A 26,911-nucleotide genomic window follows, 5' to 3' on the forward strand; every position below is an offset into this window, starting at 1 on the left:
AAGCCGCGGCAGTGCCGCGGCTTTTGTTTTGTTTCCGGTTTACCGGACGTCGATTTTGTGGGACTTTTTTTCTTCCTCTGTACTTTTGGGAAGATTGATTTTTAAAACGCCATCCTTATATTCCGCGGTGATTTCATCATCCTTCACATCGGGAACGGAGAAAGAACGCGATACGCGCCCCGTCCTGCGTTCGTTGATGACATAATCATTCTTTTCCGTTTTGGATTCTTCATCCATATCAGCGCTGATTGTGAGCATTCCGTCGTTGATTGTGACGTCAATCATTTCACGGTGCAGACCGGGAAGGTCTGCGTCGATTTCATAATGATCGCCTTTGTCCCTTACATCCACGCGAAAGTTGCTGAAGCCTTCCGAGCCGTTAAAAAAGTTTCGCAGAAAGCTTTTGTCCCAAAAATCCAGGTCGTCAAAAGTATTCATTCTCGAGAGTCCGTGACGACGCGAACCAAATGGTGTCAGTTCTGCCATATGAAACATCTCCTTTATTGGTATTCTTATTTCTATCATACCAACAAATCAGGACTTTAAACAAAACCCGGCGAATTTTAATCAATCAAAAAGAATCGCGGGACATCAGGCTTGCTTTACACAAAAATTCATAAATTGGCTTCAAAAGAGCAAAATCAGAAGTAAGCTTATCGGCAAGGCCGTCGGAGAATAAAACGTCCGCGTCCGTACTATTGCACATAAAATCGATGTTGCGGCGGTCCAGCCAGTTGCGAAGCGCCTTTGATGCCTCGGGGGCCTTGCTGCGTTTGTAGAAATCGCCTTCCATCTGAAAGACGTCCTGTCTGGATGCGGCCCTTTTGGCTCTGCGGAAAGAGGGATCGTCCTGCAAAATCAGTTGGCGCATGGCTTCCATCGTTTTTGGAGGAGCGTCGTAATATCCGCAGCCGTAACGAAAACCCTGCGGTGAAAATTCAAATACAAAACCAGGCAGGTCTCCGTGCTCTTTCTTGCTTCGTACAAAACATACCCACATCACCTCGCGATACAGCGATTTATCATGCGAAAACCGCGTATCCCTGTAAATACGGGAAATGGTTCGATCCACCTTTGGCTCCGTCACAAACTGAGGATCGATTTCCAGCATTTTAGGAGCCATACGAATAGAAAGCTCCTTTAACGGTTCAAGCACATAACGCTGATATTCCGGTTTGTGTTCCAAATACCATTGCCTGCTGTTGTGGAATCTGTTTTCTGCCAGAAAACGTAGCGTCTCATTTGTGATTGGCATAATATTCCTCCCGATCGTATCATTTTTCTATTTGTATTGTAGCATGAAGGGCGGAAAAAGTCGATTACAGCAACGTCTGTAAATAAATTTCAAAAAATGAAAAAAGGTGCGAATTTTATTCCTGATATTGAAATAAATTTCCTGATTGACAATATCTTTCAAAACAGATTGACTTTAAAGGCTATTTGAATTATTGTAAATGGCAGATGCAAATAAAATAGAGACCATCAAATAACGACTCAGCACCTGCTGAATGAATCTGATTGAAATCATGTAAAAAAGTGAATGTTGCAAACCGGTATGCGTTTTGGGCGATTACTTTTGTTTCGTATTGCCTGAAATGGAATGATGAGGAATATTTGGACATTTTTGTATGTACAAAAATGTACGACAACCAAAAAACATGAAGCAAGGGGCTATGATATGAAAAAGAAAAAAATTGTTATGTTTGGAAGCTATGTTGCTGACCTGACCGGTATTGCGGAGCATTTGCCAAAAGCGGCGGAAACCGTGTTTGGCGACGAGTTTAAAATTGGACCGGGCGGAAAGGGAAGTAACCAGGCGGTTGCGGCGCATCGCGCAGGTGCGGATATTACGATTGTAACAAAAATAGGCCGTGACGTATTTGGCCAGCTCGCTACGGATTTTTACAGGAAGGAAAACATCAATACGGAATATGTTTTGGTGGATGAGGAAAAGGGAACCGGGGTTGCTCTCATCTGCGTGGACCAGCAGACAGGACAGAACCAGATATTGGTCATTCCAGGAGCCTGCACCAATTTTACACAGTCTGATATCGATAAGATACGCGTGGTTTTGCAGGATGCGGATATCCTGCTCGCACAATTCGAGGTCAATATGGAGGCGCTTGCACAGGTGATTGGGATTGCAGAAAGCGCAGGCGTGATGGTAGTCTTAAATCCGGCTCCCGCACGGGAAATATCGCTGGAAACGCTTCAGAAGGTAGATATTATAACGCCAAACGAGGTAGAGGCGGAGGCGCTCACGGGCGTAGCAGTACCGGATGAAGCGGGAGCGAAAGCTGCTGCGGATGTATTCCATTCCTGGGGAATTCCCTCTGTTATTATTACAATGGGAAAGCAGGGCGTATTTGTAAGCACGGTGGAAGGAACGCGTATGGTTCCGGCACGGCTTGTGGAGGCGGTAGATACGACGGGCGCAGGCGATGCCTTTAACGGCGGCTTCGTGACGGGGATTTCGGAGGGCATGGATTTATTTGCCGCGGCGGAATTTGGAAACATGGTTGCGTCGCTGTCTGTCCAGAAATTTGGAACCGCGCCATCCATGCCTCTGCGCGAGGAGATCGATAAGCTCGTATAGGAAAAGCTTTTTACAGCGAACGGATGAAACGTTGCAAAGAGCGCAGGTATAATAACCTGCGCTGCATAGCGGTTGTGGTAAATGTAAGTGAAACCATTTGATAAGCTGCAATAGGAAATGAGGGGACATATGAAACGATTTACATTGATTCTGGTAACAATGATTTTTGCGTGCGCGTTACTTGCGGGATGCGGGGCGTCCTGGGACGGCGTGGCGGACGACGCGGTGGTTGCGCAGGTTGGAGATATATCAATCACTTACCGCCTCTTGAAGTATTACAGCGCGCAACAGGAGATCGGATCTGAGATTGCGAACGAACTGCTCAAAGAGCAGGGCCAGCAGGTCAAAGCAGAAAAGCTGTCCGAACAGGATTACCTTGATGAGCTGATAGAAAACGCAGCGCTTGCCCAGGTTGCGCTATCCCGTGATGACGCGCTTTCACGCGACGATGCCCTTTCGCGGGCAAAGGAAGAGTTTACGCAGGTAAACTATGACTACCTGGAGGACTACAACAACAAGTTGAAAGAAAAGATGGGATTCAATGACGATGAGCTGCTTGCGGTTGCCGCGGAAGACCGGTATATTTCCCTTAACGCGGATCTCGTACTGGCCGACGTAGCCGAGAGCCTTGGGGACAGCGTGGCGCAGGATAAGCTTGGAGACGAGATTGCAAAAAAGCTTGCAGAGCTTACAAATGGCCTGGAAATAAAACAGCTTATCCCAACCGAGAAAACAGTGAAGCCTGATTTCAAAAAACTCGGGGGACAGGCGGCGATCCTGTATTAGCCCTTGAACCGATATTCCGCACAACCATGCGGAATATCGGGTGAATACATGATTTTTTGTAACCGGTTACTTTTTTTCTGAAATCTATTGACAGGCCAAAAGAATAGTGATACTATAATTACTGTAACCGGTTACATTATTACAAATGCAAATTCATTTTTTACATGATTTCAAACAAGTATTGATGATTTCAATCAACAGGATATCGACTGCCCGTGAAAAGCTGCAGGCAATGCGGACAAAGATATAAAGAAGATTTCCACAAGGAGATAATTTTATTATGGCACAGGGGAGACTCATTAATTCCAAAAATGTAAAGCCTTTTATATGTGATGAAACCTATTCGTCAAAGCTTTTGATTGGCGACGAGGTTGCCGGTTGCGAAGTAATCAACGTCAACGAAGGAACGCTGGAAGCCAGGCAGAGAACTGCCGGCGGCGTGCATGAGCAGACGGAAATTTATTATATTGTAAGCGGGACGGGAGATGTGTGGCTCGACGAAACCTGCTATCATGTAGTGCCGGGCGATTTTATTATCATCCCGCCGGGAACGTTCCATTATATAGACAACACAATGAACGATGAGAAATTTGTGCTGATGACCTTCTGGTCGCGGCAGGAATATAACGAAGTATATTTTGCAAGGAAAGAAGCTTGGGGGAAATCCTTCAAGACAATCGACGAAGAATAACAGTCTCGCTTTTACAAAACAAAATTTATGATATCCATAAAAAGTACGGGAAGCTTAGAAGGCGGCAACATATTATGGATATTTGCAGCAGTGTATTCATCAGGTCTGGCAAACTCCAATAAAAATTAAGGTTTAAACAGGTAATGCGAAAAAGAGAAAATCGCATTGTCATGTTTAATGCACCAAAAAATACTAGGAGGGAATTGAAATGAAAAAAAAGACCAAACTGCTCTGCATGGTAATGGCAATTTTACTGTGCGCATCTGTATTCGTTGCCTGCGCGGCTGAGCCCGCAGCATCCGAATCGCCTTCACAGGCTGCTTCCGAGTCTGCATCGGCTGAGGCGTCCGCGCCCGCGGAATCGGCTGAGGCTTCGCAGGCGGCAAGCGGCGGAGATGACATCAATCCGGCTGAATATCCGGTTGCTGTTGCAATGATGCTGAAAAACCATCCTGTTCACAGAATGGTACAGCTCGGCTTCCTGAAAGCTGCAAAAGAGCTCGGCTACACAGACGCGCAGGTTATCGGAACAGAGAGCGCGGATGTAAACGAACAATATACGGCATGCGACACCTTCGCGGCACAGGGCGGAAAAGGCCTGCTGCTGTGGTCAGGCGACGACACCTGCTTCCCGACGCTTAAGAAAATGAAAGCAGCGGGCGTAAGGGTTGGTATCCCGCACTTTAAACTGATCGAGGAAGATGGCGAAATGCCGGAAGGACTCGATTTCAACATGGCGTGCGATCCGGTTGCATACGGCAAGCTGGTAGCAGACTTTATGGCGGAAAAACTGGAAGGCAAGACCGGTAAAGTAGCCGTCACACAGAACACGAAAAACAACACGGAAAATGCAGCTGCCGAATCGTTTGCGGCACGCATGGCGGAACTGAACCTGGACGGCATTACGGTTCTTGAACCGGAGCTGGAAGGTGGAGAAGCGACACAGGCTGCAAATGTAAACGCGGCGATCATCCAGAAGAATCCTGACCTCGTAGGCGCGTTCTCTACAACGGGCGGCGGCAGCGCTTCCTGGTCTACGGCAGCTCAGAAGGCTGGAAAAGAGAATGGCGAAATCGTAATCGTTGCGATGGATATCACGGAAGAAAACCTGAAGTATCTGGAAGACGGACAGGTTGCGGCTCTCGTATATCAGCCGCTTTATGAGGAAGCTTTCAAAACAATGGAATATCTTGACACACTGTTCCGCGGCGGCGAAGTGCCGGCATGGACAGACCTCGACGCACCTCTCGTATATGTTGGTGGCAGCGGAGCATCCGATCCGGCTACTTACAAGAGCTACATCGACGAAGTAAAGACATGGTTCGAGCAATAAATGGCATGGAACCACAACACTATCTGTAGAATGATTGAGGGGAAACGGCCAACCGTTTCCCCTCAAAAAAAGATATGGGGAAAAGACATCAAAGTGAAGAGGCGCGCCGGTAAGATCGCATGGGATAACCGGGGCCTCAATCAGCAATGATGAGCGTCAAACAGGCGGTGCAAAAAAATTCAGTTGCATTGTCATGTTATATATAACAACTTAGGAGGGAATTTGTAAATGAAGAAAATGACCAAAATGCTCTGCGTAGTAATCGCAATTATGCTGTGTGTATCCGTATTCGCAGCGTGCTCCGCCCAGCCGGCGGCATCAGAATCGCCTTCACAGGCAGCTTCTGAATCTCCGTCAGCGGAAGCATCAGCATCGGCTGAAGCATCCCAGGCATCGAGCGGCGGCAACGACATCAATCCGGCTGAATATCCGGTAGCGATTGCGATGGATTCCAAGAACCATCCTGTTCACAGAATGGTACAGCTTGGATTTTTGAAAGCTGCAAAAGAGCTGGGCTACACTGACGCACAGGTTATCGGTACGGAGGGCGCGGATGCGAACGAAGTATATACGGCCTGCGATACCTTCGCTGCCCAGGGCGGCAAGGGCCTGATGCTGTGGCGTGGTGACGACACCTGTTTCCCTACGCTCAAAAAGATGAAGGCTGCTGGCGTTAAGGTTGGCATAGCTCACTTCAAGTTTGTGCAGGATGACGGAACATTACCAGATGGCCTTGATTTTAACATGGCTTGCGATCCCGCGAAATACGGCGCTGATGTGGCGGATTTCATGGCGGAAAGACTGGAAGGAAAGACGGGAAAAATTGCTGTAACACAGAACACAAAGAACGCGACGGAAAATGCTGCTGCAGAAGCATTCACAGCACGCATGAAGGAACTGAACCTGGATGGGATCACGGTTCTCGACGCTGAGCTCGAGGGCTCTGACGCAACGCAGGCTGCAAATGTAAACGCGGCGATCATCCAGAAGAATCCCGACCTCGTAGGCGCGTTCTCCACAACGGGCGGCGGTGCTGCTTCCTGGTCCACAGCGGCCCAGAAAGCTGGAAAATCCGACGACGACCTGGTGTTGGTTGCAATGGACATCACAGAAGAGAACCTTGGCTACCTCAACGACGGCAAAATCGACGGAATCGTATATCAGCCGCTCTATGAAGAAGCTTTCCAGACGATGGAAAACCTCGACAAGCTGTTCCGCGGTGAAGAAGTACCTGTATGGACAGACCTTGAAGCTCCAATCGTGTATGTTGGCGGCAGTGGTGCATCCGATCCGGCAACCTATCAGAGCTATATCGACGAAGTAAAAACATGGTTTGAACAGTAATACGGCCGCGAACGGGAAAAAGAGGAAAATAAACGCTTATGGCAATTTGTCAAAAGACCAGTTACAAACTTTTGATATAAATTGCAGATGCAAGCGATTTATCGTAAGTATTGCATAAACTGCATTCAGTAAAATCGCTGCAGGATCAAAAAAGAGGGGGGACGGCATGTCCCCCCCAAAAATAAAAGATATACCAGGGGATACCGCTTCCCGCCGCAGGGAGGGTGCGGCAGGAAGCAAAATCAGAAATCATTATACATAGTAACCCTGCATTGTCGAGCAAGTTTTTGTGGCTTTATGAGTAACTATAAGGAAGTGAGAATGATCATGGGAGAATACATACTCGAAGCGATTAATATAACCAAAAAATTTCCGGGCGTAATCGCAAACGATAATGTGTGTTTAAATACAAAAAAAGGTGAAATTCTTGGACTGATCGGTGAGAACGGTGCGGGAAAATCAACCATTTTAAAAATATTAAACGGCATTTACCCAAGCGGTAGCTACACGGGCACGCTTAAGATAAACGGCGAAGTGGTGGAGCCGAAAAGCCCGCAGGACGCGATTGACCTGGGAATCGGTTTTGTACCGCAGGAAATCAATGTGCTCAATAATTTCAGCGTTGCTGAAAATATCTATATGAGTGATCTTGGGCTTGGGAACAAGAACGCGAAAACGGTTAATTTCAAGGAACTCTTCAACAGGGCAAGCGAATTACTCAGCAGCAATAAAATTAACCTTGATCCCCGGGCAGACGTAAGAAAACTTTCTATCGGCCAGCAGCAGATGCTGATGATCGCAAGAGCACTTTCCAGCCAGCCCAAAATACTGATTCTGGACGAGCCGACCACCTCTCTTTCCGCAGCGGACGTGGAAAGCCTGTTTGAAGTGGTAAGGCACCTGAAAGAAAAGGGAACGAGCGTTATTTTCGTAACGCACAAGCTTGCGGAAATTCTGGAGCTTACAGACCGCGTCACAATCCTGCGCGACGGCAAGAATATCAGCAGCTTTGAAAAGGCGGAATACCAGACCGAAAAAATTATCGCGGATATGATCGGACGTAAAATGGACAACATGTATCCGGCAAGAAACGCAAAGATAGGGGATGTCGTGCTGGAGGTAAACGGCCTTACAGTGCCACATCCGCATATTTTGGGCAGGAACCTCATTGAAGACATATCCTTTAAAGTCCGTGCGGGCCAGGTTGTCGGCCTTGCAGGACTTGTCGGCGCCGGGCGCACAGAAGTTGTTTCCGCAATTTACGGCATGTTCCAGCCGAGCGCCGGTACGATTACGATGAACGGCAAGCCCGTCAAAATACGCAATACAACGGACGCAGTAAATCAGGGAATTGCCCTTGCAAGCGAGGACCGCAAAAAATACGGCCTCAATTTTGTGTGGGATATCAAAAAGAATATCGCAGTTTCCAACCTGGATGCAATTTCTACCGCAGGGATATTTATATCCGGGCAAAAGGAAGATAAGCGTTCGCGGCGCTACTTTGACGAAATGCACATCAAAGCACCGTCGCTGAAAACAAAGGTCGGTACGCTTTCCGGCGGTAACCAGCAGAAGGTCGTAATTGCCCGCTGCCTCAACGCAGAGCCAAAGCTGATCATTCTGGACGAGCCTACAAAAGGAATCGACGTTGGTTCTAAAAATGAAATCTACCAGCTCATCAACCAGCTTGCCGAAGAGGGCAACGCGGTGTTGATGATTTCGTCGGAGCTGCCCGAGCTGATGGCTATGAGCGACCACTTCATTGTTATGGCGGAAGGAAGGGTTGTCGGAGAGCTTAAGAAGGGTGAAGCCACAGACTCCAGGATTATGGAAATGGCTGTATCGACGTTTAAGGAATTTTAGCTCAGGTAAGGAGTCATACTATGGAAAAAGGATTAAATACCCGCAAATCGGGAAAAGCGTCAAAAATATTTTTAAGCCCGGCGTTTAGCATTGCGATACCGATTATCATTATTTGTATTGTAACCGGTATTTCTAAACCAAGCTTTGCATCGCTGGGAAATGTTCAGGCAATACTCACCACCTGTATCTTCATCGGTACGGCGGCCCTTGGGCAAAGCGTCGTCATGATGAGCGGTGAAATCGACCTTTCCGTCGGTTGCGCCGCGGGCTTCAATGGCATTATGTTTGGTGCAGCGGCAGTCTGGTGGGGCCTGAATCCGTTCTTATGCGTTCTGATCGGCCTTGCAGCCGGCGCGTTCGTCGGGTTCATCAATGGACTTTTGGTTGCAAAGCTTGGCATGGTGAACTTTATCGCAACGCTCGCAACCATGTTTATTACGCAGGGCGTCGGACTGACGATCTCGCAGGGAACGCCTATCGGTCCGCTGCCGGATTTCTGGATCGACGTTGCGATTGCAAAACCGCTTGGGCTTTCCATTATGTTCTTCATCTTTATCGCAATCTATATCGGCTTGTTCATATTGATGCGTTGCACGAAAACAGGAACAAAAATACTCGCCGTGGGCGGTAATAAAAACGCGGCCCTGATGGCGGGCATCAACGTCACAAAAGTAAAATGGGGCGTGTATATCCTTTCAGGCGTACTTGCAGCGGTATCCGGTATTTTCTCGGCGATCACAATGAGCGCGGCTTCGGCTGAGACCGGCATCGGAATGGAATTCAGGACGATTACGGCATGCGCGATCGGCGGAATCAGCTTTGCAGGCGGCAAAGGATCGATGGTCGGCCTTCTGATCGGTATTTTATTTATCAATGTGCTCAACAATGCGCTTCAGGCTCTTGCCGTTGAGTCGAATGTCCAGATGGTTATTATCGGTATCATTCTGATCGCAGCGGTGCTTGTTGAAATCGTACGCGACAAAATGGAAGCAAAAAGTGTTGCGGAATAAGCGCTACTGGGGATAGGAGTGAATGATATGGAAAAACAATTAACAATCAAGAAAGAATCACTGTGGTCAAGAATCGTTCACACGGACGAGTTCGGCGTTGTAATTCCGCTGGTGGCCCTGATTATTATAACAGGAATTATCAATCCGGATTTTATGACGGTGAGCAATTTCACCACAATACTGAAAAACGCACCGTTCCAGGGGATTTGCGCGCTGGGTATTATGTTCGTGCTGATCACCGGAAAGGTGGATATCTCGGTTGGACGTGTCGCGGGCTTTGCGGGAATGATTTTCCCCTTCTGCATGATGCGCCTTGGGATGCACTGGGCTCCGGCTCTGATTATCGCTCTTGCGATAGGCGCGGGCTTCGGGCTTCTGAACGGACTTTTGATCGTAAAGGTCGGCATGCCGGACTTCGTTGCGACGATCGGTACGCTCTACATTGCCGGGGGGCTTCGTTTCCTGCTTACGGCGGGGTATCCGCTGACAGACCTGCCTTATGACCTTGGCGCGTGGGGAGACCAGGTGGTGCTTGGCGTCTCATGGCCATTCTGGATTATGATAGGACTCTTTATAGTAGCGGCCTTTGTGTTGAAAAAGACGCTTTGGGGCCGGCACCTGCTGGCAACGGGCGACAGCCAGGAGGTTGCGGCGCTGGCAGGTATCAAGACGGTAAAGGTACGCATGACGGCGCATGTTATTTGTAGCGTGCTCGCAGCGGTTGCAGGCGTTTTGCTTACGATCGACGCGAACAACGGGCTACCGCAAAGTGGCGATGGCTGGGAATTCCGTGCGATTGCGGCATGTGCGGTTGGCGGCGTCAGCCTTGCCGGCGGCAAGGGCTCCGCGATCGGCGCGCTCATCGGCGTGGTGCTGTTGTACGTCCTGGAAAATGCGCTCGTAATGATCGGCATTCCGTCTACCATGCAAAAGGCGGTAAACGGCGCGGTTCTGGCAGGCGCGGTATTATTCGATATGTATAAACAAAACAGGAAAATCAAAGCTTAACGTTGAAAAATCAATCGCTATGATTTGTTAACAGCATATTAACAAATCATAGCGCACGATGTGCGTATAAAAAATGTTTGCTGCATGGCAGTTTCCTGCAAAGATTGCTTGCACAATCATTTGAGAAACAGCAATAAGAGATCGAAAAATCCTGCTGAGTATATTGAAAGGGCATGGATTTATGGTATGATGAATAATATCACCATACCTACATTTTGGAAGAAATGAAAGCGGGTGGTGAAAGACGTAAGAAGCAAATGCGAAGGGCGGGGACGATTCATGATGTTGCAGACAAAGGTTACGATTTACGATGTGGCCAAGGAATTGGGTATATCCACGGCAACGGTAAACAGGGCGCTTGGTGGAAAAGCAAATGTGAGCGACAAGACAAGAAAGCTCGTGGTTGAAACTGCTGAGAAGATGGGATATCGGCCCAGCAAAACAGCGTCGTCCCTGAAGAGGAATCCGAAAAAAATAGCGGTATTGCTGCCTGTAACGGTACACGGCTTTGTAGCCGAGGTGGCGCGGGGCGCGAGGAAAGCCTTTGAAGACCTGTTCGACTACGGAGTTTATGGCGAAATTATTGAAATGGTAGGCGAAGAAACAGATGCCTTTCTCGAACGCCTTTACGAAATAGGGCAGAGCGATTACGATGGAGTCGTGATCCTGCCGAACTCTGACGAGGCGGCGGTGACACGGGTTGTGAAGGAGCTTTCGGTAAATCCAAAGCAAATTTACGCGACCGTAACGTCGGATCTTACAGGCTCAGGCAGGATATTGTCGGTGCAGAACAACGGTAAAGTCGCCGGTAAGATGGCGGCGGAGCTGATAGGGTATATGATGCCGGATAAAACGCGTCCGGTAGCCCTCGTGACAGGGCAGGTAAGCTCGCTCGTCCACAGGAAAACGGTGGAGGGCTTCGTATCGGACATCGATAAGTACGGCCTGGGGTTTGCCGGGGTATACGAGCATCACGACGTGTTGCAGAATGCGTACGATTTGGTGGAAGTAATCCTGAAAGCCCATCCGGACCTGGGAGCGATTTATTTCAGCTCGGCGAACTCGGTAACGTTCTGTAACCGTCTTAAGGAGCTGGGACACGGACACGACATGACAATCGTGGCTTCCGACGTCTTTCCGGATATCGTAAACCTGATGGACGAAGGCGTTATCAATGCCACCATCTTCCAGAACCCGTTTTTACAGGGGAGGCTGGCTGTGCGCTATTTGTACGAATATATGGTAGAAGGCAGACGGTTTGAAGAAGACATCGTGCTGCTCGATCCGCAAATCGTACTCAGAAGCAACCTGTCGCTGTTTTCCGAAATTCTGGAACAGATGAAAGACGACATTATCCTCTAGTACTTCCTTAAAAGCATTTGCAGCATTACAATTATCATTCAAACAAATCATTCGATTTCAATGGAAAAACTGAACAGGCCCTGTTGCACGTACTGCTTGTGTAAAAGGGCCTTATCTGCAAAAGGGCTGTGTCCGTCCGCCGTACAGGTGTGAACAGGAATCATGGCTTAATAAACGCAGGCGTCTTTCGCGATGCCTGGAAGGAGTATGTATGAATATTGATTTAACAGGAAAGACTGCGGTCGTAACGGGTGGTTCCGGAGCGATCGGCGGCGCAATGTGCGAATATTATATAAAGTCCGGCGCCCAGGTGGCGGTTGTGGATGTAAACGCCGAACGCGGCGAAGAATTTGTACAAACGCTCAGGGATATGGGCGGCGACGCAAAATTTTTCCAGGGAGATGTTTCTGATAAGGAGAGCATGGAAAAAATGTGCGCGGACGTGCTTGGCACATTTGGCAAAATAGATATCCTGGTAAATAACGCAGGCGTGAACGTCGGACCGGAGGGACGCGTGCCGATTCAGGAATTTGCCGAAAAGGACTGGAACCGGATCATTAATATCGATCTTTCAGGCGTGTATTATTGCTCCGGGCCAATTATCCGGCATATGGCGGAACGTAAATACGGAAGGATTATCAATGTTGCATCTATTGTTGGATTGGTGCCGCTCCGCTACCAGTGCGCATTTGCTGCGGCAAAGGCGGGCGTTGTAAACCTGACGAAGGCAATGGCAATCGAGCTTGCGCCCGATGGGATCCTTGTGAATGGGATATGCCCGGGTTCTGTTATGTTTGAAGGGACAAGGGCGCTCTTCTATGCCGATAAGGAAAAGGCGGACCGCATGATGTCGCATATTCCTCTTGGAAGGCCGGGCGAACCGCATGAGATCGCAGGTTCCACGATTTTCCTTTCTTCAGATGAAATGACATATATGACGGGAAATATTCTCACGGTTGACGGTGGTTGGACTTGCGGCTTCGCAAGAGATTTTTAAGAAAGACATTTGCATACAACAGATTGAGAGGTAACTTGAATGAAGGCATTTATAGCAAAAGAACCTGGTGTAACGGAATTTGTGGAAGTTGACAAGCCGAAACTGGGACCAAAAGACATCCTGGCAAAGGTCGCTTATGCGGGAATATGCGCCACGGACATAGCCCTGATCACAGGAGATACAACATTTGTGAGAGAGGGTATGGCAAAATATCCTATCAGGATAGGGCATGAATGGTCAGGAGAAATCGTGGAGGTGGGCAGCGAGGTAAAAACGCTTAAGCCCGGCGACCATGTGATCGCAGAGAACGGGGTTCCGTGTTTTGACTGCCCTACCTGCTGGAGCGGCGATTTTGCGCATTGCCCGAATGGAAAGAGCGTTGGAACGATTAACACCTACGACGGATGCTTTGCGGAATACATGAAAATGCCTGAACGAAGCACCTATAAGCTTGACGATTCCATAGATCTTGAGGAGGCGGCGCTCATAGAGCCCGCATCCATCGCAATGGCGGGAATCATCAAAAGCGGCGTAGGCTTTGGCGATATCGTTATGATGATTGGAACAGGGCCGATTGGGCTTACGGGCGTAGGGCTTTTAAAAGCAATCGGATGCACGGTAATCCTGGTTGGCAGACGGGATTCCAAGCTTGAGATCGGCAGGCAGATGGGTGCGGATTACCTTTTGAATTCCGCAACGCAGAACATCGCCGAAGAGCTTAAGAAAATCACGCCGACAGGACGTGTGTGCGCGGTGTTTGAATCCTCCGGAAATATCCAGATGTTCAAAGACACAGCCAATTTTGTCAAAAGCGGCGGCAACGTGATCATCCTGGGATTTTTCGAGCAGAATTTGAATGATTTCAACATCGATAAATTTGTCGTAAACGACGTAAACCTGTTGGGTGTTGCGGGAACCGGCGGAAGTATGCAGGGCATCATACAGCTGTTGAGGAACAAGCAGGTTTCATTCAGGCCTCTTATTTCGGCGGTTTATGATTTTGACGATGCGCAGGAAGCAGTTGAACGCGTCATTAAAAATGATGGCGACAGGATTAAAGTTCTGCTGAAGTTTTAACCGAACGACAAGGGAAATTCCTCCAGGCAGGGCGTAACCGTCCTGCTTTTTCCCTGCATAAAGGGAAGCCTTTTGCAGGGGGTAACGATAAGGCGGGTGTGACAATGAGATTTTCAGAGAAAATAAAAAATTTGAAGGTAGAACCGGGCAGCGTGTGCGTCGTATGGATCGGACAGGCGGGGTTCCTCCTCAAAACGGCAGGCGGAAAAACGATATTGATCGATCCGTACCTTACGGATTATGTGTATAAGCTGTTCCGTGAAGAGGAAGGGCTTGCGTTTAAGAGGTTGTCCGCGCCGCTTTTTGAACCGGATGAAATTGAGCCGGATTACCTGCTGATTTCCCATGAGCATGGAGACCACCTTGATATGGAAGCGCTGCCGTTTTTTCTTGGAAACGGAAAAACGCAATGCTATGCAAACCGCGTATGTATTGAAGAAGCGGAAAAAGCGGGGATCAAAACGGACGGTATCCATTGCATTGAAAAAAACAAGAGCTACGACCTGGGTGAATTTAAACTGAAAACGCTGGACTGCGATCATGGCGAGCTATCGCCGGAGGCGCTCGGTCTTTTGCTGGATTTTGGTTTTACGAAGGTATATTATTCGGGCGACACTTCCTACAGCCTTGCACGGCTACAGGGTGCGGTTGCCCTGCGCCCGGAGGTAGCGCTTTTGCCAATCAACGGTGCGTTTGGGAACCTTGACGCGAAAGAGGCGGCTCAGTTTGCAGCCGACCTTCATGCGCGCGTATGTATTCCCCACCATTTCTGGACGTTTCCCAAGCACCTTGGAAATCCGATTGAAGCGCTCGATACCTTCCCGGAATATGCGCCGGATTGCAGGCTTGATATGGTTACGCCCGGGGATATCTGCATTTACTGAGGAACGTGACCGGAAAGGATGAAACGCTATGCCCTGTTATGAAGGAAGCTATAAAGACCAGCGTGCGGTTGTTTTAAAAAATGGAATGCTGGAAGTGCGTTTTTTGCCGGACACAGGGGCAAACCTCGCTTACCTTTCGGACGGACGGCGCCAGTTTATGGTTCAGCGCCCGGAGGAAAGCTACCGCAGGGTGCCTTTCGACGGCAGCTACGTAGACGGCGAATGCTGCGGGATGGACGATATGTTTCCAACCATCGACGTTTGCTACTGCGAAAATTTTCCGTGGCAGGGAACGAAGCTTGCGGATCACGGCGAGGTGTGGAACCTTGCCTGCGATACAAAAATAGAAGGAGAAAGCGCTACGTTCAAAATGCACGGCGTACGTTTGCCGTACCTGTTTGAAAAACGCGTAAGCCTGGTTCGCGAAAACTGCCTGCGGATCGATTACAAGGCGACGAACCTGAGCGCGTTTGATATGGATTTTTTGTGGGCGGGCCACACAATGCTTGTCAGCGAGCCGGGACTCCGGCTTTTTGTGCCTGAGGATTGCACTACTGGAATCGCCGTGTTTTCGAGCAAAGGGGAAATCGGCGTGTATGGAGACGAGTTTTCTTACCCTGTTTTTACAACGAAAGATGGAAAGCAAAGGGATATGAGCGTTATGGGCGAACCGGAAAACGAGTCGGAAAAGTTTTATTTTAAAAACAAACTAAAGGACGGCTGGTGTGCAATTAAGTATCCTGACGGGACAAAGCTCACGATGAGATTCCCGGCAGACCGGATTCCTTATCTGGGAATTTTGCAGAACAGGGGAGGGTTCCGTGACATTTACAACATATTTCTGGAGCCGTGCAGCGCGCCCTTTGACAGGCCGGATGTTGCGCGGATACGGGGACAGCAAAGCGTGCTATATGCAAATACGTCCCTTACATGGTATGTAGAAATGGAAATCGAATCATAATAAGGAGGACAGACAAATGAAGGAAATGCTGCCGGTAGGCGTTAGACGCGACGGCTCTTATTATACGAAGGTGGTATGGGCGAGCCACACAGAAAAGGATCCGACCTTTTGGGTGTGCAACGCCATCAGCGACGACAACGAAAGGAATGGAGGTACGTGGGCCACAAATACCATGGGCCCCGCGAACCTGGTGATTGATTTCTGGGGGGAGACGCAGAAAATATCAACGATCAGGCTGTTCCGTAATGTTGGGGTTACAATCAGCATTCTAAAGGAGCTGGCGAAGGATATCAATATCTATGTTTCAAACGACGACGTGGATAAAAAGCTGCGCCGCGAAGGGGATGATATCGAATCTGTAGACTGGAAGCTGATTGCACAGGTGGAAACGGAAGAGGCGGAAGGCTGGCAGACGGTGGAGCTCGCAGAGCCCGTGGAAGCAAAGTTTGTACGCGTGGAGCTTGTGCGTAACCATGGAACCACGCCGGACATCCCGTGGACGGAAATTAATCAAATCAAACTCTATCCATGACAGGCGGAACCGGAATGAAGAAAAATATTGGAATCGACATCGGCGGGACAAAGGTACTGATGGGTGTGGTAGACGGGCAGGGAACGGTTCACGCAGAAAAAAAGATAGCGATGGAACCGGCAAAACCGCCCAAAGAAATGATTGGTGAAATCGCCCGGGCGCTAAAAAAGATGCTTGGGGACGCCGGGATCGGGCTCGGGGAAATCGGCTTTATCGGCGCGGGAGTTCCGGGCACGACCAACACAAAAACAGGGATTGTGGAATACTGCCCCAACATCAGCTGGGTGGACGTACCCGCGGGAGAATATTTCAGGCAGGAGCTGGGGCGCGAGGTGCTTTTGTCACAGGATTCATGGCTGGCTGCCCTGGGGGAATCGTTGTTCGGAGCGGGAAAAGATTATGACAGCATCGCCTGCATTACGCTTGGAACGGGTATTGGCTGCGGGCTCATCTATGACCGCAAGATTTTTGGCGGAGGCCTTGGAACGGCAGGAGAGCTTGGACATACCGTTTTTGTGCCGGGCGGAAGGGACTGCCCGTGCGGACGGCAGGGGTGTCTGGAACGCTACAGCTCCGGAACGGGAATCCTGCTTGAAGCAAAGGAGCGTTATCCGGATGCGTTTTCCGGTGTAGAGCGTACAGAAGACGTATTTGAGCTTGCTTACGGGGGAAACGAACCGGCAAAGGAAGTAATTGCGGACTGCGTAGACAAGCTGGCGTTTGGCATCGCCGCGCTTGTGAATCTCGTTGCGCCGCAGGCAGTCGTTATCAGCGGGGGATTGTGCGTTCACGAAGAGCTTGTGGTAGCTCCGCTCGAGCGCGAGGTATACCGGCAGGGATATGTGGCCTGGACGCGGAAAAAACAATTCAGGATACTGCCGGCAGAGCTTGGAAGCAGGGCGCCGATGATCGGCGCATCGGCATTATACCGCGGAATCTGAAACCACTGGAGTTTGGGAGCGTCGGGTTTGAAAGAAACGAATACAGCAAAGAACGAGGATATCCTGACAGGGGGGCGAAGAAGCTTTCGCCGCTTTGAAAAGATATCCTTTTTTTACAAAAATGAAATAAGTTTGTTAGGATTTTCGCAAGCTGTGAAATAAATTTCATGAGGAAAAGAGAAATAAAATGTCGTTTTGAAATAAATTTCATAATTTGAATTTTTGTGCAAAACCGGTTGACTTTCAATCTCCAATGACTTATTTTGGTAGTAGACAACAAAGGGTTTGACAGAAAAAATCAAGGAAGTAAACATTCAAACTCTTATGCAAAGATAACGATCCTGAAAAGCAAACAGATATGAAAAGAAGAGCGCCGGAAGATAGAATTGACGTGCAGGCTTGTTTCGTATTGCCTTTTTCAGGAAAAGAGGCGGGGGAAACCACTTGAACCAGCAGGAATTGGGACAAAAGATACGCACAGAGGTACTGGAAGCGGTAAAGGAAAAAACGGGAAAACGCTATGTCCCGGCCGCCGCGTCAAACAGGCATGTGCATCTTTGCCAAAAAGATATCGATACCCTTTTTGGGGAAGGTTACCAGCTTACGCCGGTAAAGCCGCTTTCCCAGCCAAACCAGTTTGCGGGCAAAGAGACGCTTACGCTTGTGGGGCCGAAGGGCAAAATTGAAAAAATACGTGTTTTGGGGCCGGCAAGAAAGGAAACACAGGTGGAAATCTCCATTACGGATTCCTTCAAGCTTGGTATAAAGCCGGTGATCCGCATGTCAGGAGACACCGCGGGAACGCCGGGAGGCACGCTCGTAAGCGAGCGTGCGAGCGTAGAGCTCGCGCAGGGCGTAATGGTGTCTGCAAGGCACCTGCATTTGTCCGGGCAGCAGGCGGCTGCGTTTGGCCTTCGCGACGGGCAGACCGTTTCGCTGCGGTCTCAGGGGCAGCGTGCGGTTGTTTTTGAAAACGTACTGGTACGCAGCGGCGACGCGCATGAAATGGAGGTTCACCTCGATGTGGACGAAGCAAATGCCGCAGGGTTGAAAAATGGGGACATTCTGGAAATTATAGAATGAGCAGAGAAGAGCTAAACGCACTGATCAATCGAATAACGCAAGAGGTATTATACCGGTTAAAGGAATTGGAACCGGCTGACGAGAACGTATCGGGGACGGTTGTGATTGTTTCCTCCTTTATCCCGTCCCCGAAAACAGCGCTTGAAACCATCCATACGCGTTATGGAAAGGACGCGCAGTTTATTACGTTTGGAACGTCGTTCACACCCATTGGGAGCCGCGTTCTAAACGCGGAAGAGCAGGAGAAGGACAGCATCCTTGAAAGGGTTGCCGGCAGTGCGAATGTAGTGCTGATGACGCCGAAGGTGGGGCTGCTATCCAATATCGCGCTGGGCAATGACGACGGGTTTATCGAGCATCTCGTCATGAGGTCGCTGCTGTGGGGCAGGAAGGTCAGCGTGCTTCTGGATTTCAAGCCGCCGCGGTTCAAACGCAACACCTTCTTTGAAAAGATCGTTACAGTGATTGAAACGCTTGGCGATATGGGCGTGGAGGTGCTGAGTTATCAATGCTCTGTGGCAAAGGATGGCGAGCGCCTGACGCTGGTAACGGAAAACGAAGTGGTAGCGGCATACAAAACAAAGGAAAAGCAGGTGCTGTGCGCCGCTGATGCGATCATCACGCCATCGGCAAAGGACAAGGCAAAGGAACTGGGCGTAGACTTAAATTATTAGGAGCTAAACAATGCAGATTGCAAGAGTAAAAGGAACGGTGGTCAGCACCAATAAATCAGATAAGCTTACGGGGCTGAAGCTGCTGATCGTAAAACCGATCGATATTGAAACCTTTGAGGAAAAGGGAAGCCTGATGGTGGCGATTGACGCCGTAGGCGCAGGCGAAGGGGAAATCGTGATGTGCGTGGGCGGCAGCTCGTCGCGGCAGACGGCGATTACTGACGGCAAGCCGGTAGACCAGTCCATCGTGGCGATCATCGATTCTGTGGATGTGGACGGTAAAAGGGTGTTTGAGAAGTTTGCAGCCCTTTGAATGAAAGATCAGGACAGCAATGCAGGCTGCATGCTGCGTCAGCAAAAGAATTTCAACAAATATTTTGTCTCATTCTTTTGTGACTACGCTATAACGAAAATAAATAAACAGTTTGAACAAAGAAACCGAGGGATGAAAAATGGGGCTCAGTGAACAGCAAATCAAACAAATCGTAGAAGAAACAGTAAGGAATATCGGCACGGGAACAGCCGGGGCCGCCTGCAGCGGAAGCTGGATGTGCGACGATGCGAACGATGCTGTGGAAAACGCAAAACGCGCGCAAAAGCAGCTTATGACCATGACGCTCGAGCAGCGTGGAAGGCTTGTTTCGGCAATGCGCGAGGCGGCGCTTGCAAATTCCGTAAAGCTTGCGGAAATGGCGCATGAAGAAACCGGGTACGGCAGCGTAGAGCATAAAATTATGAAAAACGAGCTTGCGGCGAAAAAAACGCCGGGCATCGAAGACCTGCACACGCAGGCGTTCAGCGGAGACGACGGGCTTACAATCGTGGAACAGGCGCCGTTTGGGGTAATCGGCTCCATCACGCCCTCCACCAATCCGACCTCAACGGTCATCAATAATTCAATCAGCATGGTAGCGGCGGGAAACGCCGTTGTATATAACCCGCATCCGGCGGCAAAACGGGCATCACAGGAAGCGATGCGGATTCTGAACGAGGCGATCGTATCGGCCGGAGGCCCTGCGACGCTCATTACAACGGTGAAGGAGCCTACCCTCGAAAGCGGGCAGGTTATCATGAACCACAGGGATATCAAAATGCTTTCGATCACAGGCGGCGAGGCTGTTGTGGCAGTGGCGATGAAGACCGGTAAAAAGGTCGTTGCCGCAGGCCCGGGGAATCCTCCGGTCATCGTGGACGATACGGCGGTGATTCCCAAGGCGGCTAAGGATATCGTAGACGGCGCGAGCTTTGACAATAACGTGCTGTGCGTCGCCGAAAAAGAGGTGTTCGCGTTTGATAACATCACGGACCAGCTGATGAGCGAAATGGAGAAAAACGGCGCATACCGCGTAAGCGGCGAGGACATTAACAAGATTGTGAACACAGTGCTTGTTTTGAAGGACGGGCATTATGTAATCAACCGGAAATTTGTAGGAAGGGACGCAACCTACATCATGCAGGAGTCTGGCGTATCCTATACCGGCAATCCGCGGCTCGTGATTGCCGAGGTGAGCGCAAACCATCCGTTTGTCACGGTGGAGATGCTGATGCCGGTGCTGGGCGTGGTACGGGTAAGGAATATTGACGAGGCTGTGGACGAGGCGTTCCGTGCGGAGCGCGGATGCCAGCATTCGGCGCTCATCCATTCAACCAATATCCGCAATATGTCCAAGGCCGCATCGACAATGAATACGACAATCTTTGTAAAAAATGCGCCCTCCTATTCGGGACTTGGATTCGGCGGAGAGGGTTATGCGACGCTTACGATTGCGACGCCGACGGGCGAAGGGCTGACAAGCGCAAAGACCTTTACCCGCGCAAGAAGATGTGTGTTAAAAGGCGATCTGCGGATCATTTGAGGATAACAGGAAATGGATATTGCAGGTAAAATCCGCGAAGCCGGCATCGTAGGTGCGGGCGGGGCGGGATTTCCGACTCATGTAAAAGTAAATTGTAAGGCGGAATATGTGATCGCAAACGGCGCGGAGTGCGAGCCGCTTTTGCGGGTAGACCAGCAGGTGATGCAGTATTATGCGGACGGCGTGGTCGAAGGGTTGCTTGCCGTAATGGAGCAGACCGGCGCAAAGAAGGGCGTGATCGCCCTCAAGGATCACTATAAGGATGCAATCGCGGCGCTTGAAAAAGCGATACAGGGCGCGGACGACGTGGAGCTGCACATCATGAACAGCTATTATCCCGCAGGAGACGAACAGCAGATCGTCTACGAAGTGACGGGGCGCGTGGTTCCGACCGGCGGACTGCCGCTGGATGTGGGAGCTGTGGTGTGCAATGTGAGCACATTGACAGAGATCGCGCGGGCGCTGGAAGGCAAAACCGTCACAGATAAGTTTGTAACCGTGGGCGGAGCGGTAAAAAATCCGCGCACGCTGAAGGTTCCAATCGGTATTTCAGGACTGGAGCTGATTGAAGCGGCAGGCGGCACGACAGATGACTGCGTATACGTTATTGGCGGGCCGTGTATGGGCAGGATGAGCGATACAGCGGATGTTCCGGTCACAAAGACGACCGGCGGGCTGCTTGCAATTCCCAAAAACCATCCGCTGGTACAGAAAAAGGACGACTGCATGAATGTGCAGGTGATACAGGCAGTTTGCTGCCAGTGCTCCATGTGCACGCAGATGTGTCCGAGGAATGCGTTGGGGCTCAACGTAGCGCCGCATAAGGCGATGCGTGCGGTGGCCAACGGGGTAGACCTCATCGGGAACAGCATGAATGGAATCTTTTCCTGCTGCGACTGCGGGATATGCACCTATTACGCGTGCAACTTCGGCCTGAAGCCCTCCAAAATAATGCAGCGCTTCAAGGCGCAGCTGATGAATGCGGGGGTAAAACCCAAAAAAGAAGTATTCACCACGGTTGATACGTGCTTTGATACCAAAAAGCTTCCGGTGTCGCGCATTATATCGCGGCTGGGCATCGAGGAGTTCGACGTGCCGGCCCCGATGCAGCAATCGAGGCTTAGGACGGATGTGGTGAGGATTCCGCTCAAAATGCACGTAGGCGCGCCGGCAGTTTCGGTGGTAAGCGAAGGGCAGCAGGTAAAGCGGGGAACGATGATCGCGGATATCAGGGAAAAGGCCCTGGGGGCAAAAATACATGCGAGCATCACAGGAACGGTTACGAAGGTCACGGACGACTGGATCGAGATAAGGGGAACCAAAGCATGAACTCACTGGGAATGGTAGAAATCGTAAGCGTACCGGCAGGAATCGAGGCCGGGGATACCATGCTCAAAGCGGCTTCCGTAGAGCTGGTAACGGCACAGCCGGTCTGTGCGGGAAAATATATTGTGATCGTGACGGGAGACGTTGCGGCGGTGAAGGCAAGCGTGAAGGCGGGCGCAAAGTCCGCAGGGGCAATGCTTATCGACAGCGTCATCATCTCCGGCATACACGAGCAGGTACCGCGGGCAATCAACGCCTGCAGCGAAATCGGCAAAGTAAGCGCGGTGGGCGTGATGGAAACATTTTCATTGTGCGCGGCGGTCATCACGGCAGACGCGGCGGTGAAGGCAGCGGACATCGACCTCATCGAAATAAGGCTTGGGCGCGGGCTTGGCGGGAAATCGTTTATTACGATGACAGGCGAAGTGGCGGCGGTGAAAGCCGCTGTAGACGCGGCGAAAGCCATTAAACAGGCTCAGGGACTGATGTCGGGGAGCGTAGTAATACCCTCGCCGCATCCTGATATAATCAAATCGCTAATATAAAATCTGGGAGGATAAATAGCAATGTCAAAAGAAGCACTCGGAATGGTAGAAACAAAAGGACTCATCGGTGCAATCGAGGCGGCTGACGCAATGGTAAAGGCTGCAAACGTAACGCTCATCGGAAAACAGCAGATCGGATCGGGACTCGTAACGGTTATGGTTCGCGGCGACGTAGGAGCGGTGAAGGCATCCGTAGACGCGGGGGCTGCAGCTGCAAAGCGCGTAGGCGACCTCTATGGAGTACATGTCATTCCAAGCCCGCACGGCGATGTGGAATCGATCCTGCCTACAGTTGCAAAAACAACGGTTACACCGGGAAAGTAAGCAAAACGAATGTATACGGGCGAAGTGGTTGGCTGCGTCGTAGCGACGGTCAAGGAAGAAAATCTGAATAATATCCCGCTTCTGGTGGTAAGGCTCATAGAGAACGGGAAAAAGACGAAGATGATCGTGGCGGCGGATGCAACCAGGCAGGCCGGCCGGGGAGACTTTGTATATCTGATCGGATCCAAGGAGGCCGCGCGTATGTTCCGCAAGCAATATACGCCCGCGGACGCGGCAATCGTGGGATTCATTGATCAATATAGGGAACAACTATAAATCACTAAAAAATGCGAGGTTAAACAAAATGGAAAAACAGGCTTTAGGAATGGTAGAAACAAAGGGATTGATCGGCTCTATCGAAGCGGCTGACGCAATGGTAAAAGCGGCTGACGTAATGCTGATCGGCAAGGAGCAGATCGGATCCGGACTCGTTACGGTCATGGTTCGCGGCGACGTTGGCGCAGTGAAGGCTGCTGTGGATGCAGGCGCTGCGGCTGCAAAGCGCGTGGGCGACCTGTATGGCGTACACGTAATTCCGAGCCCGCATAACGACGTGGAAATGATCCTGCCGAAAAAATAAGGGGACCCGCATGAGAATTGCAAGGGTTGTAGGGAATGTTGTTTCCACCATCAAGGATGAGTCGTATTACGGCTACAAATTGATGATTATCGAATATCTGGATGAAAACGGGGAGCCGGACGGCAACCGCCTGATTGCGTTTGACGCGGGGCAGGCGGGCGTTGGGGACACCGTTCTGGTTAATGTTGACGGCGGCGCGGCAAATATGCTGCTCGACAAAGATATTATCGCTGATGTTACGATATGCGGGGTTCTGGACAGCTTCACCTACGATGGCAAGACGACAAGGCTCAACTGATAAGGGTAAAGGGCATGGATATAGACAAAATTATAAAAGAGGTCATGGAACAGGTTCATGCGCAAAGCACGGTGAGCACCGTGATTACGGATATGTGCTGCGATGCGTTTGAGGTTCCTTCGAAGCTTGAGCATTCCCTGCTGAACCCCGACGTGTGCGTGGACAAGATACGCGAGGAATGCGCCAATGCGCGCAGATACTGCGTGGCGGCGGTTTGCGTCGCGCCGTATTATGTATCGGAGGCCGCAGACTCTTTGCGGGGTTCGAGCGTAAAGGTATGCGCGGCGATTGGTTTTCCGCATGGGGCGATGTCTGCTGCCGCAAAGGCGGCTGAAGCGCGCGAGTGCATCAAAAACGGCGCGCAGGAGCTTGACGTTGCGATGAATATCCTGGCGGTAAAGTCCGGCAGGATGTCGGATGCGCGCAGGGATTTGGAAGAGATCGTTTCGGTCGCGCAGGGCAAGGCGCAGGTAAAAGCTGTTTTTGAACACTGCGTGTATACGGACGATGAAAAGGTTTCGGTGCTTAACATGGCACGGTCGTGCGGCGTGGATTTTGTGAAAATACAAAATGTGCTGAGCGGCAAGGGCGCGGATGTGGAAGACATCCGGTTCGCGAAGGAAATACTTGGGAACAACGTAAAAATCAAAATAGACGGCGGTGTAAAAACGCTGGAAAAGGCACAGGAACTGATCTGTGCCGGAGCAGACAGAATCGGTCTCACAGCTACGGTCAAAATAGCACAGGAAGCATTGGGCGCAAAATAGGAGCGAAAGCAGTGGCAAAAGATATCGAGAACAACGAGCTGAACCTGATGATCAGCGTGGTCAAAAAGTATTACGAGCTGGGAATGAACCAGGAGCAGATCGCCAAAGAGGAATTTATTTCAAAATCGTCCGTATGCCGCCTGATCAAAAAAGCGGTGGACAACGGTTATGTGAAATTCCAGATCAATTATCCGGTCGAATCCGTCAAAACGCTGGAAAATGAATTCCACAGGATGTTCGACCTGGATAAGGTATTCATTACGCCTACCTATACGGAAGACGCGGATATCAGGCTTAAGGATACCTGTAAATCCGTAGCGGGCGATATCTGTAAAATCGTAAAGCCTGACGATATTATCGGCGTTACATGGGGAACCACGATGGAGCAGCTCGCAAATACGATCATGACCATACCGAACACCAAAAAATGTTCCAAGGTTGTTCTGATAAACGGTTCTGTGGCGGGCGATATCAGCTCCACAAAATCAAGCCAGATCGTAGAGCAGTTCTCGCAGTTTTTTTCGGCGCAGGGGTTTTTGCTCCCGGTTCCGCTGGTAGTGGACAACAAACGTATCGCTCAGGCAATCCAGATGGATTCCCATGTGAAGTACGTAATGGATTTGGCGCATGAATCGCAGCTGGCGATTGTAAGCGTGGGCGCGGTTTCCTATGAATCGGTGCTGCGGACGAGAAGCGCATATTCCAAAGAGGATTTTGACGAAATTATGGCGCTTGGCGCGGTGGGCGATATTGCCGGAAGATGTTTTGATATCAATGGCAAACAGGTCAGCAAACCGGTGATAGACCGGACGATTGGCCTGAAAACAGAGGACATCAAAAGTAAAAAAGTCCGCATTGGCGTAGCGGTGGGCGAAAAAAAGGTAAAGGCCATCATCGGCGCGCTGCGCGGAGGTATTATCAACAGATTTTATACGGATGAGATTACAGCGCAGGAAGTCATCAAGGTCTTTAAAAACATACAAAGAGAGGAAAAGCAATGAAAGCGGTTAGAATGTATAAACCCGGCGACCTGAGGGTGGAAGACGTACCAAAGCCGGTACCTACGGACGACGAGGTTTTATTAAAAGTTATGGCGTGCGGCGTGTGCGGTTCGGATATCCCGCGCGTACTGACCTATGGGGCACATATCGCGCCTCTCACGATCGGACATGAATTTTCCGCGGAAGTGGAAGAAGTAGGAAAAAATATCAAAAATTTCAAGGTGGGCGACAGAGTAACGGTTCCGCCGCTGATGCCCTGCCATAAGTGCGAATGGTGCGAAAAGGGAATTTATTCCCTGTGTGAAGATTACGATTATTTCGGTTCCAGAAGGGACGGCGCAATGGCTGAATACGTGTGCTCTCCTGAAGAGAACCTGATGAAGCTGCCGGATAACGTGGATTATCTGGACGCAGCGACGACAGATCCGTGCGCAAATGCGATTCATGGACTGACGCGCGGCAATATCCAGGAAGGCGATACCGTATGTATTTACGGTGCGGGGCCGATCGGATTATTTGCCATCCAGTGCGCGAAGGTGTTTGGCGCTGATAAGGTGATCGCCGTAGACCTCGGTGCGGAAAAGCTTGCGGTTGCAAAAGAATGCGGCGCGGATTATATCATCGACTCCAAAGAGCAGGATGCGGTGGAAGAGATCAAAAAGATTACGGACGGCGAGATGGCGGACGTGGTTGTAGATTTTACAGGCGCTCCGCCGGCACAGCTTAACGCGATCAATTCAGCTGGAAAAATGGGCCGGGTTGTATTCGTGGGAATTTCCCATAAGGGCCTCAACCTTGGGGATAAGGAAGTGGACAACATCATGAGGGGGCAGATTTCCCTGATTGGTTCGTGGAACTCCTTTACAGATCCGTTCCCGGGCTACGACTGGACAGAATCCTTAAAGCTGTTTGAAGAAGGCAAAATTACGGCAAAACCGATGCTCAGCCATAAGCTTCCGCTTGACGACGCACCGGCGATTTTCCAGAAAATCAAAGAAGGCGGGTTCTTCTTCAATAAGATTTTGTTCCTGCCACACGGCGAAAATTTTGACAAATAAATAATAAAACCGGA

The 26,911-nt window shown here is 50.2% G+C and carries 31 protein-coding genes; 29 read left to right on the forward strand and 2 right to left on the reverse strand.

Going from position 1 to position 26,911, the window contains the following annotated elements; all coding sequences use genetic code 11:
* Window positions 1-39: 39 nt before the first annotated feature.
* Together ACS5WU_RS05825 and ACS5WU_RS05830 are read right to left on the reverse strand one after the other, a co-directional pair.
* Complete coding sequence (locus ACS5WU_RS05825) at window positions 40-486, reverse strand: Hsp20/alpha crystallin family protein (RefSeq protein ID WP_302760508.1); 447 nt, start codon at window positions 484-486, stop codon at window positions 40-42.
* Between the two features lie 85 nt (window positions 487-571).
* Window positions 572-1,255, reverse strand: coding sequence for a DUF2461 domain-containing protein (locus ACS5WU_RS05830; protein WP_302760507.1), 684 nt, complete (start codon window positions 1,253-1,255; stop codon window positions 572-574).
* Between the two features lie 423 nt (window positions 1,256-1,678).
* Here ACS5WU_RS05830 and rbsK point away from each other — a divergent pair, with 423 nt between their 5' ends.
* The 29 genes from rbsK to ACS5WU_RS05975 all read left to right on the forward strand — a co-directional run bounded on the left by rbsK (window position 1,679) and on the right by ACS5WU_RS05975 (window position 26,897).
* Entirely contained in the window at window positions 1,679-2,596 is a 918-nt protein-coding gene (rbsK, locus tag ACS5WU_RS05835) for a ribokinase (protein WP_046444913.1), read from the forward strand.
* A gap of 129 nt (window positions 2,597-2,725) precedes the next feature.
* The gene (locus ACS5WU_RS05840; RefSeq protein ID WP_465089007.1) at window positions 2,726-3,382 is read left to right on the forward strand and encodes a hypothetical protein; all 657 of its coding nucleotides are present in this window, start codon (window positions 2,726-2,728) and stop codon (window positions 3,380-3,382) included.
* A 280-nt stretch (window positions 3,383-3,662) separates the two neighbouring features.
* Window positions 3,663-4,073 carry a cupin domain-containing protein gene (locus tag ACS5WU_RS05845; RefSeq protein ID WP_046444779.1) on the forward strand — a complete coding sequence of 137 codons (411 nt, stop codon included), beginning with the start codon at window positions 3,663-3,665 and terminating at the stop codon, window positions 4,071-4,073.
* A 208-nt stretch (window positions 4,074-4,281) separates the two neighbouring features.
* Window positions 4,282-5,406, forward strand: a complete 1,125-nt coding sequence (locus tag ACS5WU_RS05850) for a sugar ABC transporter substrate-binding protein (protein WP_302760979.1) — start codon at window positions 4,282-4,284, stop codon at window positions 5,404-5,406.
* 228 nt (window positions 5,407-5,634) lie between these two features.
* On the forward strand, window positions 5,635-6,750 hold the full coding sequence (locus ACS5WU_RS05855) for a sugar ABC transporter substrate-binding protein (RefSeq protein ID WP_046444781.1): 1,116 nt from the start codon (window positions 5,635-5,637) through the stop codon (window positions 6,748-6,750).
* A 297-nt stretch (window positions 6,751-7,047) separates the two neighbouring features.
* Window positions 7,048-8,613: a sugar ABC transporter ATP-binding protein gene (locus ACS5WU_RS05860; RefSeq protein ID WP_082103598.1), complete on the forward strand. Its 1,566-nt coding sequence runs from the start codon at window positions 7,048-7,050 to the stop codon at window positions 8,611-8,613.
* Between the two features lie 20 nt (window positions 8,614-8,633).
* Complete coding sequence (locus ACS5WU_RS05865) at window positions 8,634-9,623, forward strand: ABC transporter permease (protein WP_046444782.1); 990 nt, start codon at window positions 8,634-8,636, stop codon at window positions 9,621-9,623.
* Between the two features lie 27 nt (window positions 9,624-9,650).
* The gene (locus ACS5WU_RS05870; RefSeq protein ID WP_302760984.1) at window positions 9,651-10,631 is read left to right on the forward strand and encodes an ABC transporter permease; all 981 of its coding nucleotides are present in this window, start codon (window positions 9,651-9,653) and stop codon (window positions 10,629-10,631) included.
* Between the two features lie 279 nt (window positions 10,632-10,910).
* Window positions 10,911-11,993 (forward strand): LacI family DNA-binding transcriptional regulator, encoded by a 1,083-nt coding sequence (locus ACS5WU_RS05875; protein WP_046444784.1) that lies wholly within the window; start codon window positions 10,911-10,913, stop codon window positions 11,991-11,993.
* A 211-nt stretch (window positions 11,994-12,204) separates the two neighbouring features.
* Window positions 12,205-12,990: an SDR family NAD(P)-dependent oxidoreductase gene (locus ACS5WU_RS05880; RefSeq protein ID WP_302760987.1), complete on the forward strand. Its 786-nt coding sequence runs from the start codon at window positions 12,205-12,207 to the stop codon at window positions 12,988-12,990.
* A 39-nt stretch (window positions 12,991-13,029) separates the two neighbouring features.
* Window positions 13,030-14,067 (forward strand): zinc-dependent alcohol dehydrogenase, encoded by a 1,038-nt coding sequence (locus ACS5WU_RS05885; protein WP_302760989.1) that lies wholly within the window; start codon window positions 13,030-13,032, stop codon window positions 14,065-14,067.
* A gap of 104 nt (window positions 14,068-14,171) precedes the next feature.
* Window positions 14,172-14,951 (forward strand): MBL fold metallo-hydrolase, encoded by a 780-nt coding sequence (locus tag ACS5WU_RS05890; protein WP_059108869.1) that lies wholly within the window; start codon window positions 14,172-14,174, stop codon window positions 14,949-14,951.
* 28 nt (window positions 14,952-14,979) lie between these two features.
* Window positions 14,980-15,912, forward strand: coding sequence for a hypothetical protein (locus tag ACS5WU_RS05895; RefSeq protein WP_302760993.1), 933 nt, complete (start codon window positions 14,980-14,982; stop codon window positions 15,910-15,912).
* 16 nt (window positions 15,913-15,928) lie between these two features.
* Entirely contained in the window at window positions 15,929-16,444 is a 516-nt protein-coding gene (locus tag ACS5WU_RS05900; protein WP_302760995.1) for a discoidin domain-containing protein, read from the forward strand.
* 14 nt (window positions 16,445-16,458) lie between these two features.
* Window positions 16,459-17,385: an ROK family protein gene (locus tag ACS5WU_RS05905; protein ID WP_059108866.1), complete on the forward strand. Its 927-nt coding sequence runs from the start codon at window positions 16,459-16,461 to the stop codon at window positions 17,383-17,385.
* A gap of 486 nt (window positions 17,386-17,871) precedes the next feature.
* Window positions 17,872-18,468, forward strand: coding sequence for a phosphate propanoyltransferase (pduL, locus tag ACS5WU_RS05910; RefSeq protein WP_059108888.1), 597 nt, complete (start codon window positions 17,872-17,874; stop codon window positions 18,466-18,468).
* Complete coding sequence (locus ACS5WU_RS05915) at window positions 18,465-19,142, forward strand: hypothetical protein (protein WP_059108865.1); 678 nt, start codon at window positions 18,465-18,467, stop codon at window positions 19,140-19,142. The genes pduL and ACS5WU_RS05915 overlap by 4 nt, the downstream gene beginning before the upstream one ends.
* A gap of 10 nt (window positions 19,143-19,152) precedes the next feature.
* Window positions 19,153-19,455 carry a EutN/CcmL family microcompartment protein gene (locus ACS5WU_RS05920; protein WP_059108864.1) on the forward strand — a complete coding sequence of 101 codons (303 nt, stop codon included), beginning with the start codon at window positions 19,153-19,155 and terminating at the stop codon, window positions 19,453-19,455.
* Window positions 19,456-19,608, forward strand: a complete 153-nt coding sequence (locus tag ACS5WU_RS05925; RefSeq protein WP_307756845.1) for a hypothetical protein — start codon at window positions 19,456-19,458, stop codon at window positions 19,606-19,608.
* Window positions 19,595-20,998: an aldehyde dehydrogenase family protein gene (locus ACS5WU_RS05930; protein ID WP_046444791.1), complete on the forward strand. Its 1,404-nt coding sequence runs from the start codon at window positions 19,595-19,597 to the stop codon at window positions 20,996-20,998. Before ACS5WU_RS05925 ends, ACS5WU_RS05930 begins: the two co-directional genes overlap by 14 nt.
* A gap of 12 nt (window positions 20,999-21,010) precedes the next feature.
* Window positions 21,011-22,327 (forward strand): 4Fe-4S dicluster domain-containing protein, encoded by a 1,317-nt coding sequence (locus tag ACS5WU_RS05935; protein WP_302760386.1) that lies wholly within the window; start codon window positions 21,011-21,013, stop codon window positions 22,325-22,327.
* Entirely contained in the window at window positions 22,324-22,869 is a 546-nt protein-coding gene (locus tag ACS5WU_RS05940) for a BMC domain-containing protein (RefSeq protein WP_046444793.1), read from the forward strand. Before ACS5WU_RS05935 ends, ACS5WU_RS05940 begins: the two co-directional genes overlap by 4 nt.
* 21 nt (window positions 22,870-22,890) lie before the next feature.
* Window positions 22,891-23,193, forward strand: a complete 303-nt coding sequence (locus ACS5WU_RS05945; RefSeq protein WP_046444794.1) for a BMC domain-containing protein — start codon at window positions 22,891-22,893, stop codon at window positions 23,191-23,193.
* A 9-nt stretch (window positions 23,194-23,202) separates the two neighbouring features.
* Window positions 23,203-23,469: a EutN/CcmL family microcompartment protein gene (locus tag ACS5WU_RS05950; RefSeq protein ID WP_046444795.1), complete on the forward strand. Its 267-nt coding sequence runs from the start codon at window positions 23,203-23,205 to the stop codon at window positions 23,467-23,469.
* A gap of 28 nt (window positions 23,470-23,497) precedes the next feature.
* The gene (locus tag ACS5WU_RS05955) at window positions 23,498-23,773 is read left to right on the forward strand and encodes a BMC domain-containing protein (RefSeq protein WP_046444796.1); all 276 of its coding nucleotides are present in this window, start codon (window positions 23,498-23,500) and stop codon (window positions 23,771-23,773) included.
* Between the two features lie 10 nt (window positions 23,774-23,783).
* The gene (locus ACS5WU_RS05960; RefSeq protein WP_046444797.1) at window positions 23,784-24,071 is read left to right on the forward strand and encodes a EutN/CcmL family microcompartment protein; all 288 of its coding nucleotides are present in this window, start codon (window positions 23,784-23,786) and stop codon (window positions 24,069-24,071) included.
* 14 nt (window positions 24,072-24,085) lie between these two features.
* Window positions 24,086-24,838, forward strand: a complete 753-nt coding sequence (deoC, locus tag ACS5WU_RS05965) for a deoxyribose-phosphate aldolase (RefSeq protein ID WP_059108862.1) — start codon at window positions 24,086-24,088, stop codon at window positions 24,836-24,838.
* An 11-nt stretch (window positions 24,839-24,849) separates the two neighbouring features.
* Complete coding sequence (locus tag ACS5WU_RS05970; protein WP_046444798.1) at window positions 24,850-25,839, forward strand: sugar-binding transcriptional regulator; 990 nt, start codon at window positions 24,850-24,852, stop codon at window positions 25,837-25,839.
* On the forward strand, window positions 25,836-26,897 hold the full coding sequence (locus ACS5WU_RS05975; protein WP_046444799.1) for a galactitol-1-phosphate 5-dehydrogenase: 1,062 nt from the start codon (window positions 25,836-25,838) through the stop codon (window positions 26,895-26,897). Before ACS5WU_RS05970 ends, ACS5WU_RS05975 begins: the two co-directional genes overlap by 4 nt.
* Window positions 26,898-26,911: the final 14 nt, after the last annotated feature.

It is taken from the genome of Christensenella sp. KGMB01412, assembly GCF_055522415.1.

Bases quoted from the DNA above. Each gene is read 5' to 3' on its own strand.
- ACS5WU_RS05825 (WP_302760508.1), bottom strand. From the start codon at position 486: ATGGCAGAACTGACACCATTTGGTTCGCGTCGTCACGGACTCTCGAGA.
- ACS5WU_RS05830 (WP_302760507.1), bottom strand. From the start codon at position 1,255: ATGCCAATCACAAATGAGACGCTACGTTTTCTGGCAGAAAACAGATTC.
- rbsK (WP_046444913.1), top strand. From the start codon at position 1,679: ATGAAAAAGAAAAAAATTGTTATGTTTGGAAGCTATGTTGCTGACCTG.
- ACS5WU_RS05840 (WP_465089007.1), top strand. From the start codon at position 2,726: ATGAAACGATTTACATTGATTCTGGTAACAATGATTTTTGCGTGCGCG.
- ACS5WU_RS05845 (WP_046444779.1), top strand. From the start codon at position 3,663: ATGGCACAGGGGAGACTCATTAATTCCAAAAATGTAAAGCCTTTTATA.
- ACS5WU_RS05850 (WP_302760979.1), top strand. From the start codon at position 4,282: ATGAAAAAAAAGACCAAACTGCTCTGCATGGTAATGGCAATTTTACTG.
- ACS5WU_RS05855 (WP_046444781.1), top strand. From the start codon at position 5,635: ATGAAGAAAATGACCAAAATGCTCTGCGTAGTAATCGCAATTATGCTG.
- ACS5WU_RS05860 (WP_082103598.1), top strand. From the start codon at position 7,048: ATGAGTAACTATAAGGAAGTGAGAATGATCATGGGAGAATACATACTC.
- ACS5WU_RS05865 (WP_046444782.1), top strand. From the start codon at position 8,634: ATGGAAAAAGGATTAAATACCCGCAAATCGGGAAAAGCGTCAAAAATA.
- ACS5WU_RS05870 (WP_302760984.1), top strand. From the start codon at position 9,651: ATGGAAAAACAATTAACAATCAAGAAAGAATCACTGTGGTCAAGAATC.
- ACS5WU_RS05875 (WP_046444784.1), top strand. From the start codon at position 10,911: ATGATGTTGCAGACAAAGGTTACGATTTACGATGTGGCCAAGGAATTG.
- ACS5WU_RS05880 (WP_302760987.1), top strand. From the start codon at position 12,205: ATGAATATTGATTTAACAGGAAAGACTGCGGTCGTAACGGGTGGTTCC.
- ACS5WU_RS05885 (WP_302760989.1), top strand. From the start codon at position 13,030: ATGAAGGCATTTATAGCAAAAGAACCTGGTGTAACGGAATTTGTGGAA.
- ACS5WU_RS05890 (WP_059108869.1), top strand. From the start codon at position 14,172: ATGAGATTTTCAGAGAAAATAAAAAATTTGAAGGTAGAACCGGGCAGC.
- ACS5WU_RS05895 (WP_302760993.1), top strand. From the start codon at position 14,980: ATGCCCTGTTATGAAGGAAGCTATAAAGACCAGCGTGCGGTTGTTTTA.
- ACS5WU_RS05900 (WP_302760995.1), top strand. From the start codon at position 15,929: ATGAAGGAAATGCTGCCGGTAGGCGTTAGACGCGACGGCTCTTATTAT.
- ACS5WU_RS05905 (WP_059108866.1), top strand. From the start codon at position 16,459: ATGAAGAAAAATATTGGAATCGACATCGGCGGGACAAAGGTACTGATG.
- ACS5WU_RS05915 (WP_059108865.1), top strand. From the start codon at position 18,465: ATGAGCAGAGAAGAGCTAAACGCACTGATCAATCGAATAACGCAAGAG.
- ACS5WU_RS05920 (WP_059108864.1), top strand. From the start codon at position 19,153: ATGCAGATTGCAAGAGTAAAAGGAACGGTGGTCAGCACCAATAAATCA.
- ACS5WU_RS05925 (WP_307756845.1), top strand. From the start codon at position 19,456: ATGAAAGATCAGGACAGCAATGCAGGCTGCATGCTGCGTCAGCAAAAG.
- ACS5WU_RS05930 (WP_046444791.1), top strand. From the start codon at position 19,595: ATGGGGCTCAGTGAACAGCAAATCAAACAAATCGTAGAAGAAACAGTA.
- ACS5WU_RS05935 (WP_302760386.1), top strand. From the start codon at position 21,011: ATGGATATTGCAGGTAAAATCCGCGAAGCCGGCATCGTAGGTGCGGGC.
- ACS5WU_RS05940 (WP_046444793.1), top strand. From the start codon at position 22,324: ATGAACTCACTGGGAATGGTAGAAATCGTAAGCGTACCGGCAGGAATC.
- ACS5WU_RS05945 (WP_046444794.1), top strand. From the start codon at position 22,891: ATGTCAAAAGAAGCACTCGGAATGGTAGAAACAAAAGGACTCATCGGT.
- ACS5WU_RS05950 (WP_046444795.1), top strand. From the start codon at position 23,203: ATGTATACGGGCGAAGTGGTTGGCTGCGTCGTAGCGACGGTCAAGGAA.
- ACS5WU_RS05955 (WP_046444796.1), top strand. From the start codon at position 23,498: ATGGAAAAACAGGCTTTAGGAATGGTAGAAACAAAGGGATTGATCGGC.
- ACS5WU_RS05960 (WP_046444797.1), top strand. From the start codon at position 23,784: ATGAGAATTGCAAGGGTTGTAGGGAATGTTGTTTCCACCATCAAGGAT.
- deoC (WP_059108862.1), top strand. From the start codon at position 24,086: ATGGATATAGACAAAATTATAAAAGAGGTCATGGAACAGGTTCATGCG.
- ACS5WU_RS05975 (WP_046444799.1), top strand. From the start codon at position 25,836: ATGAAAGCGGTTAGAATGTATAAACCCGGCGACCTGAGGGTGGAAGAC.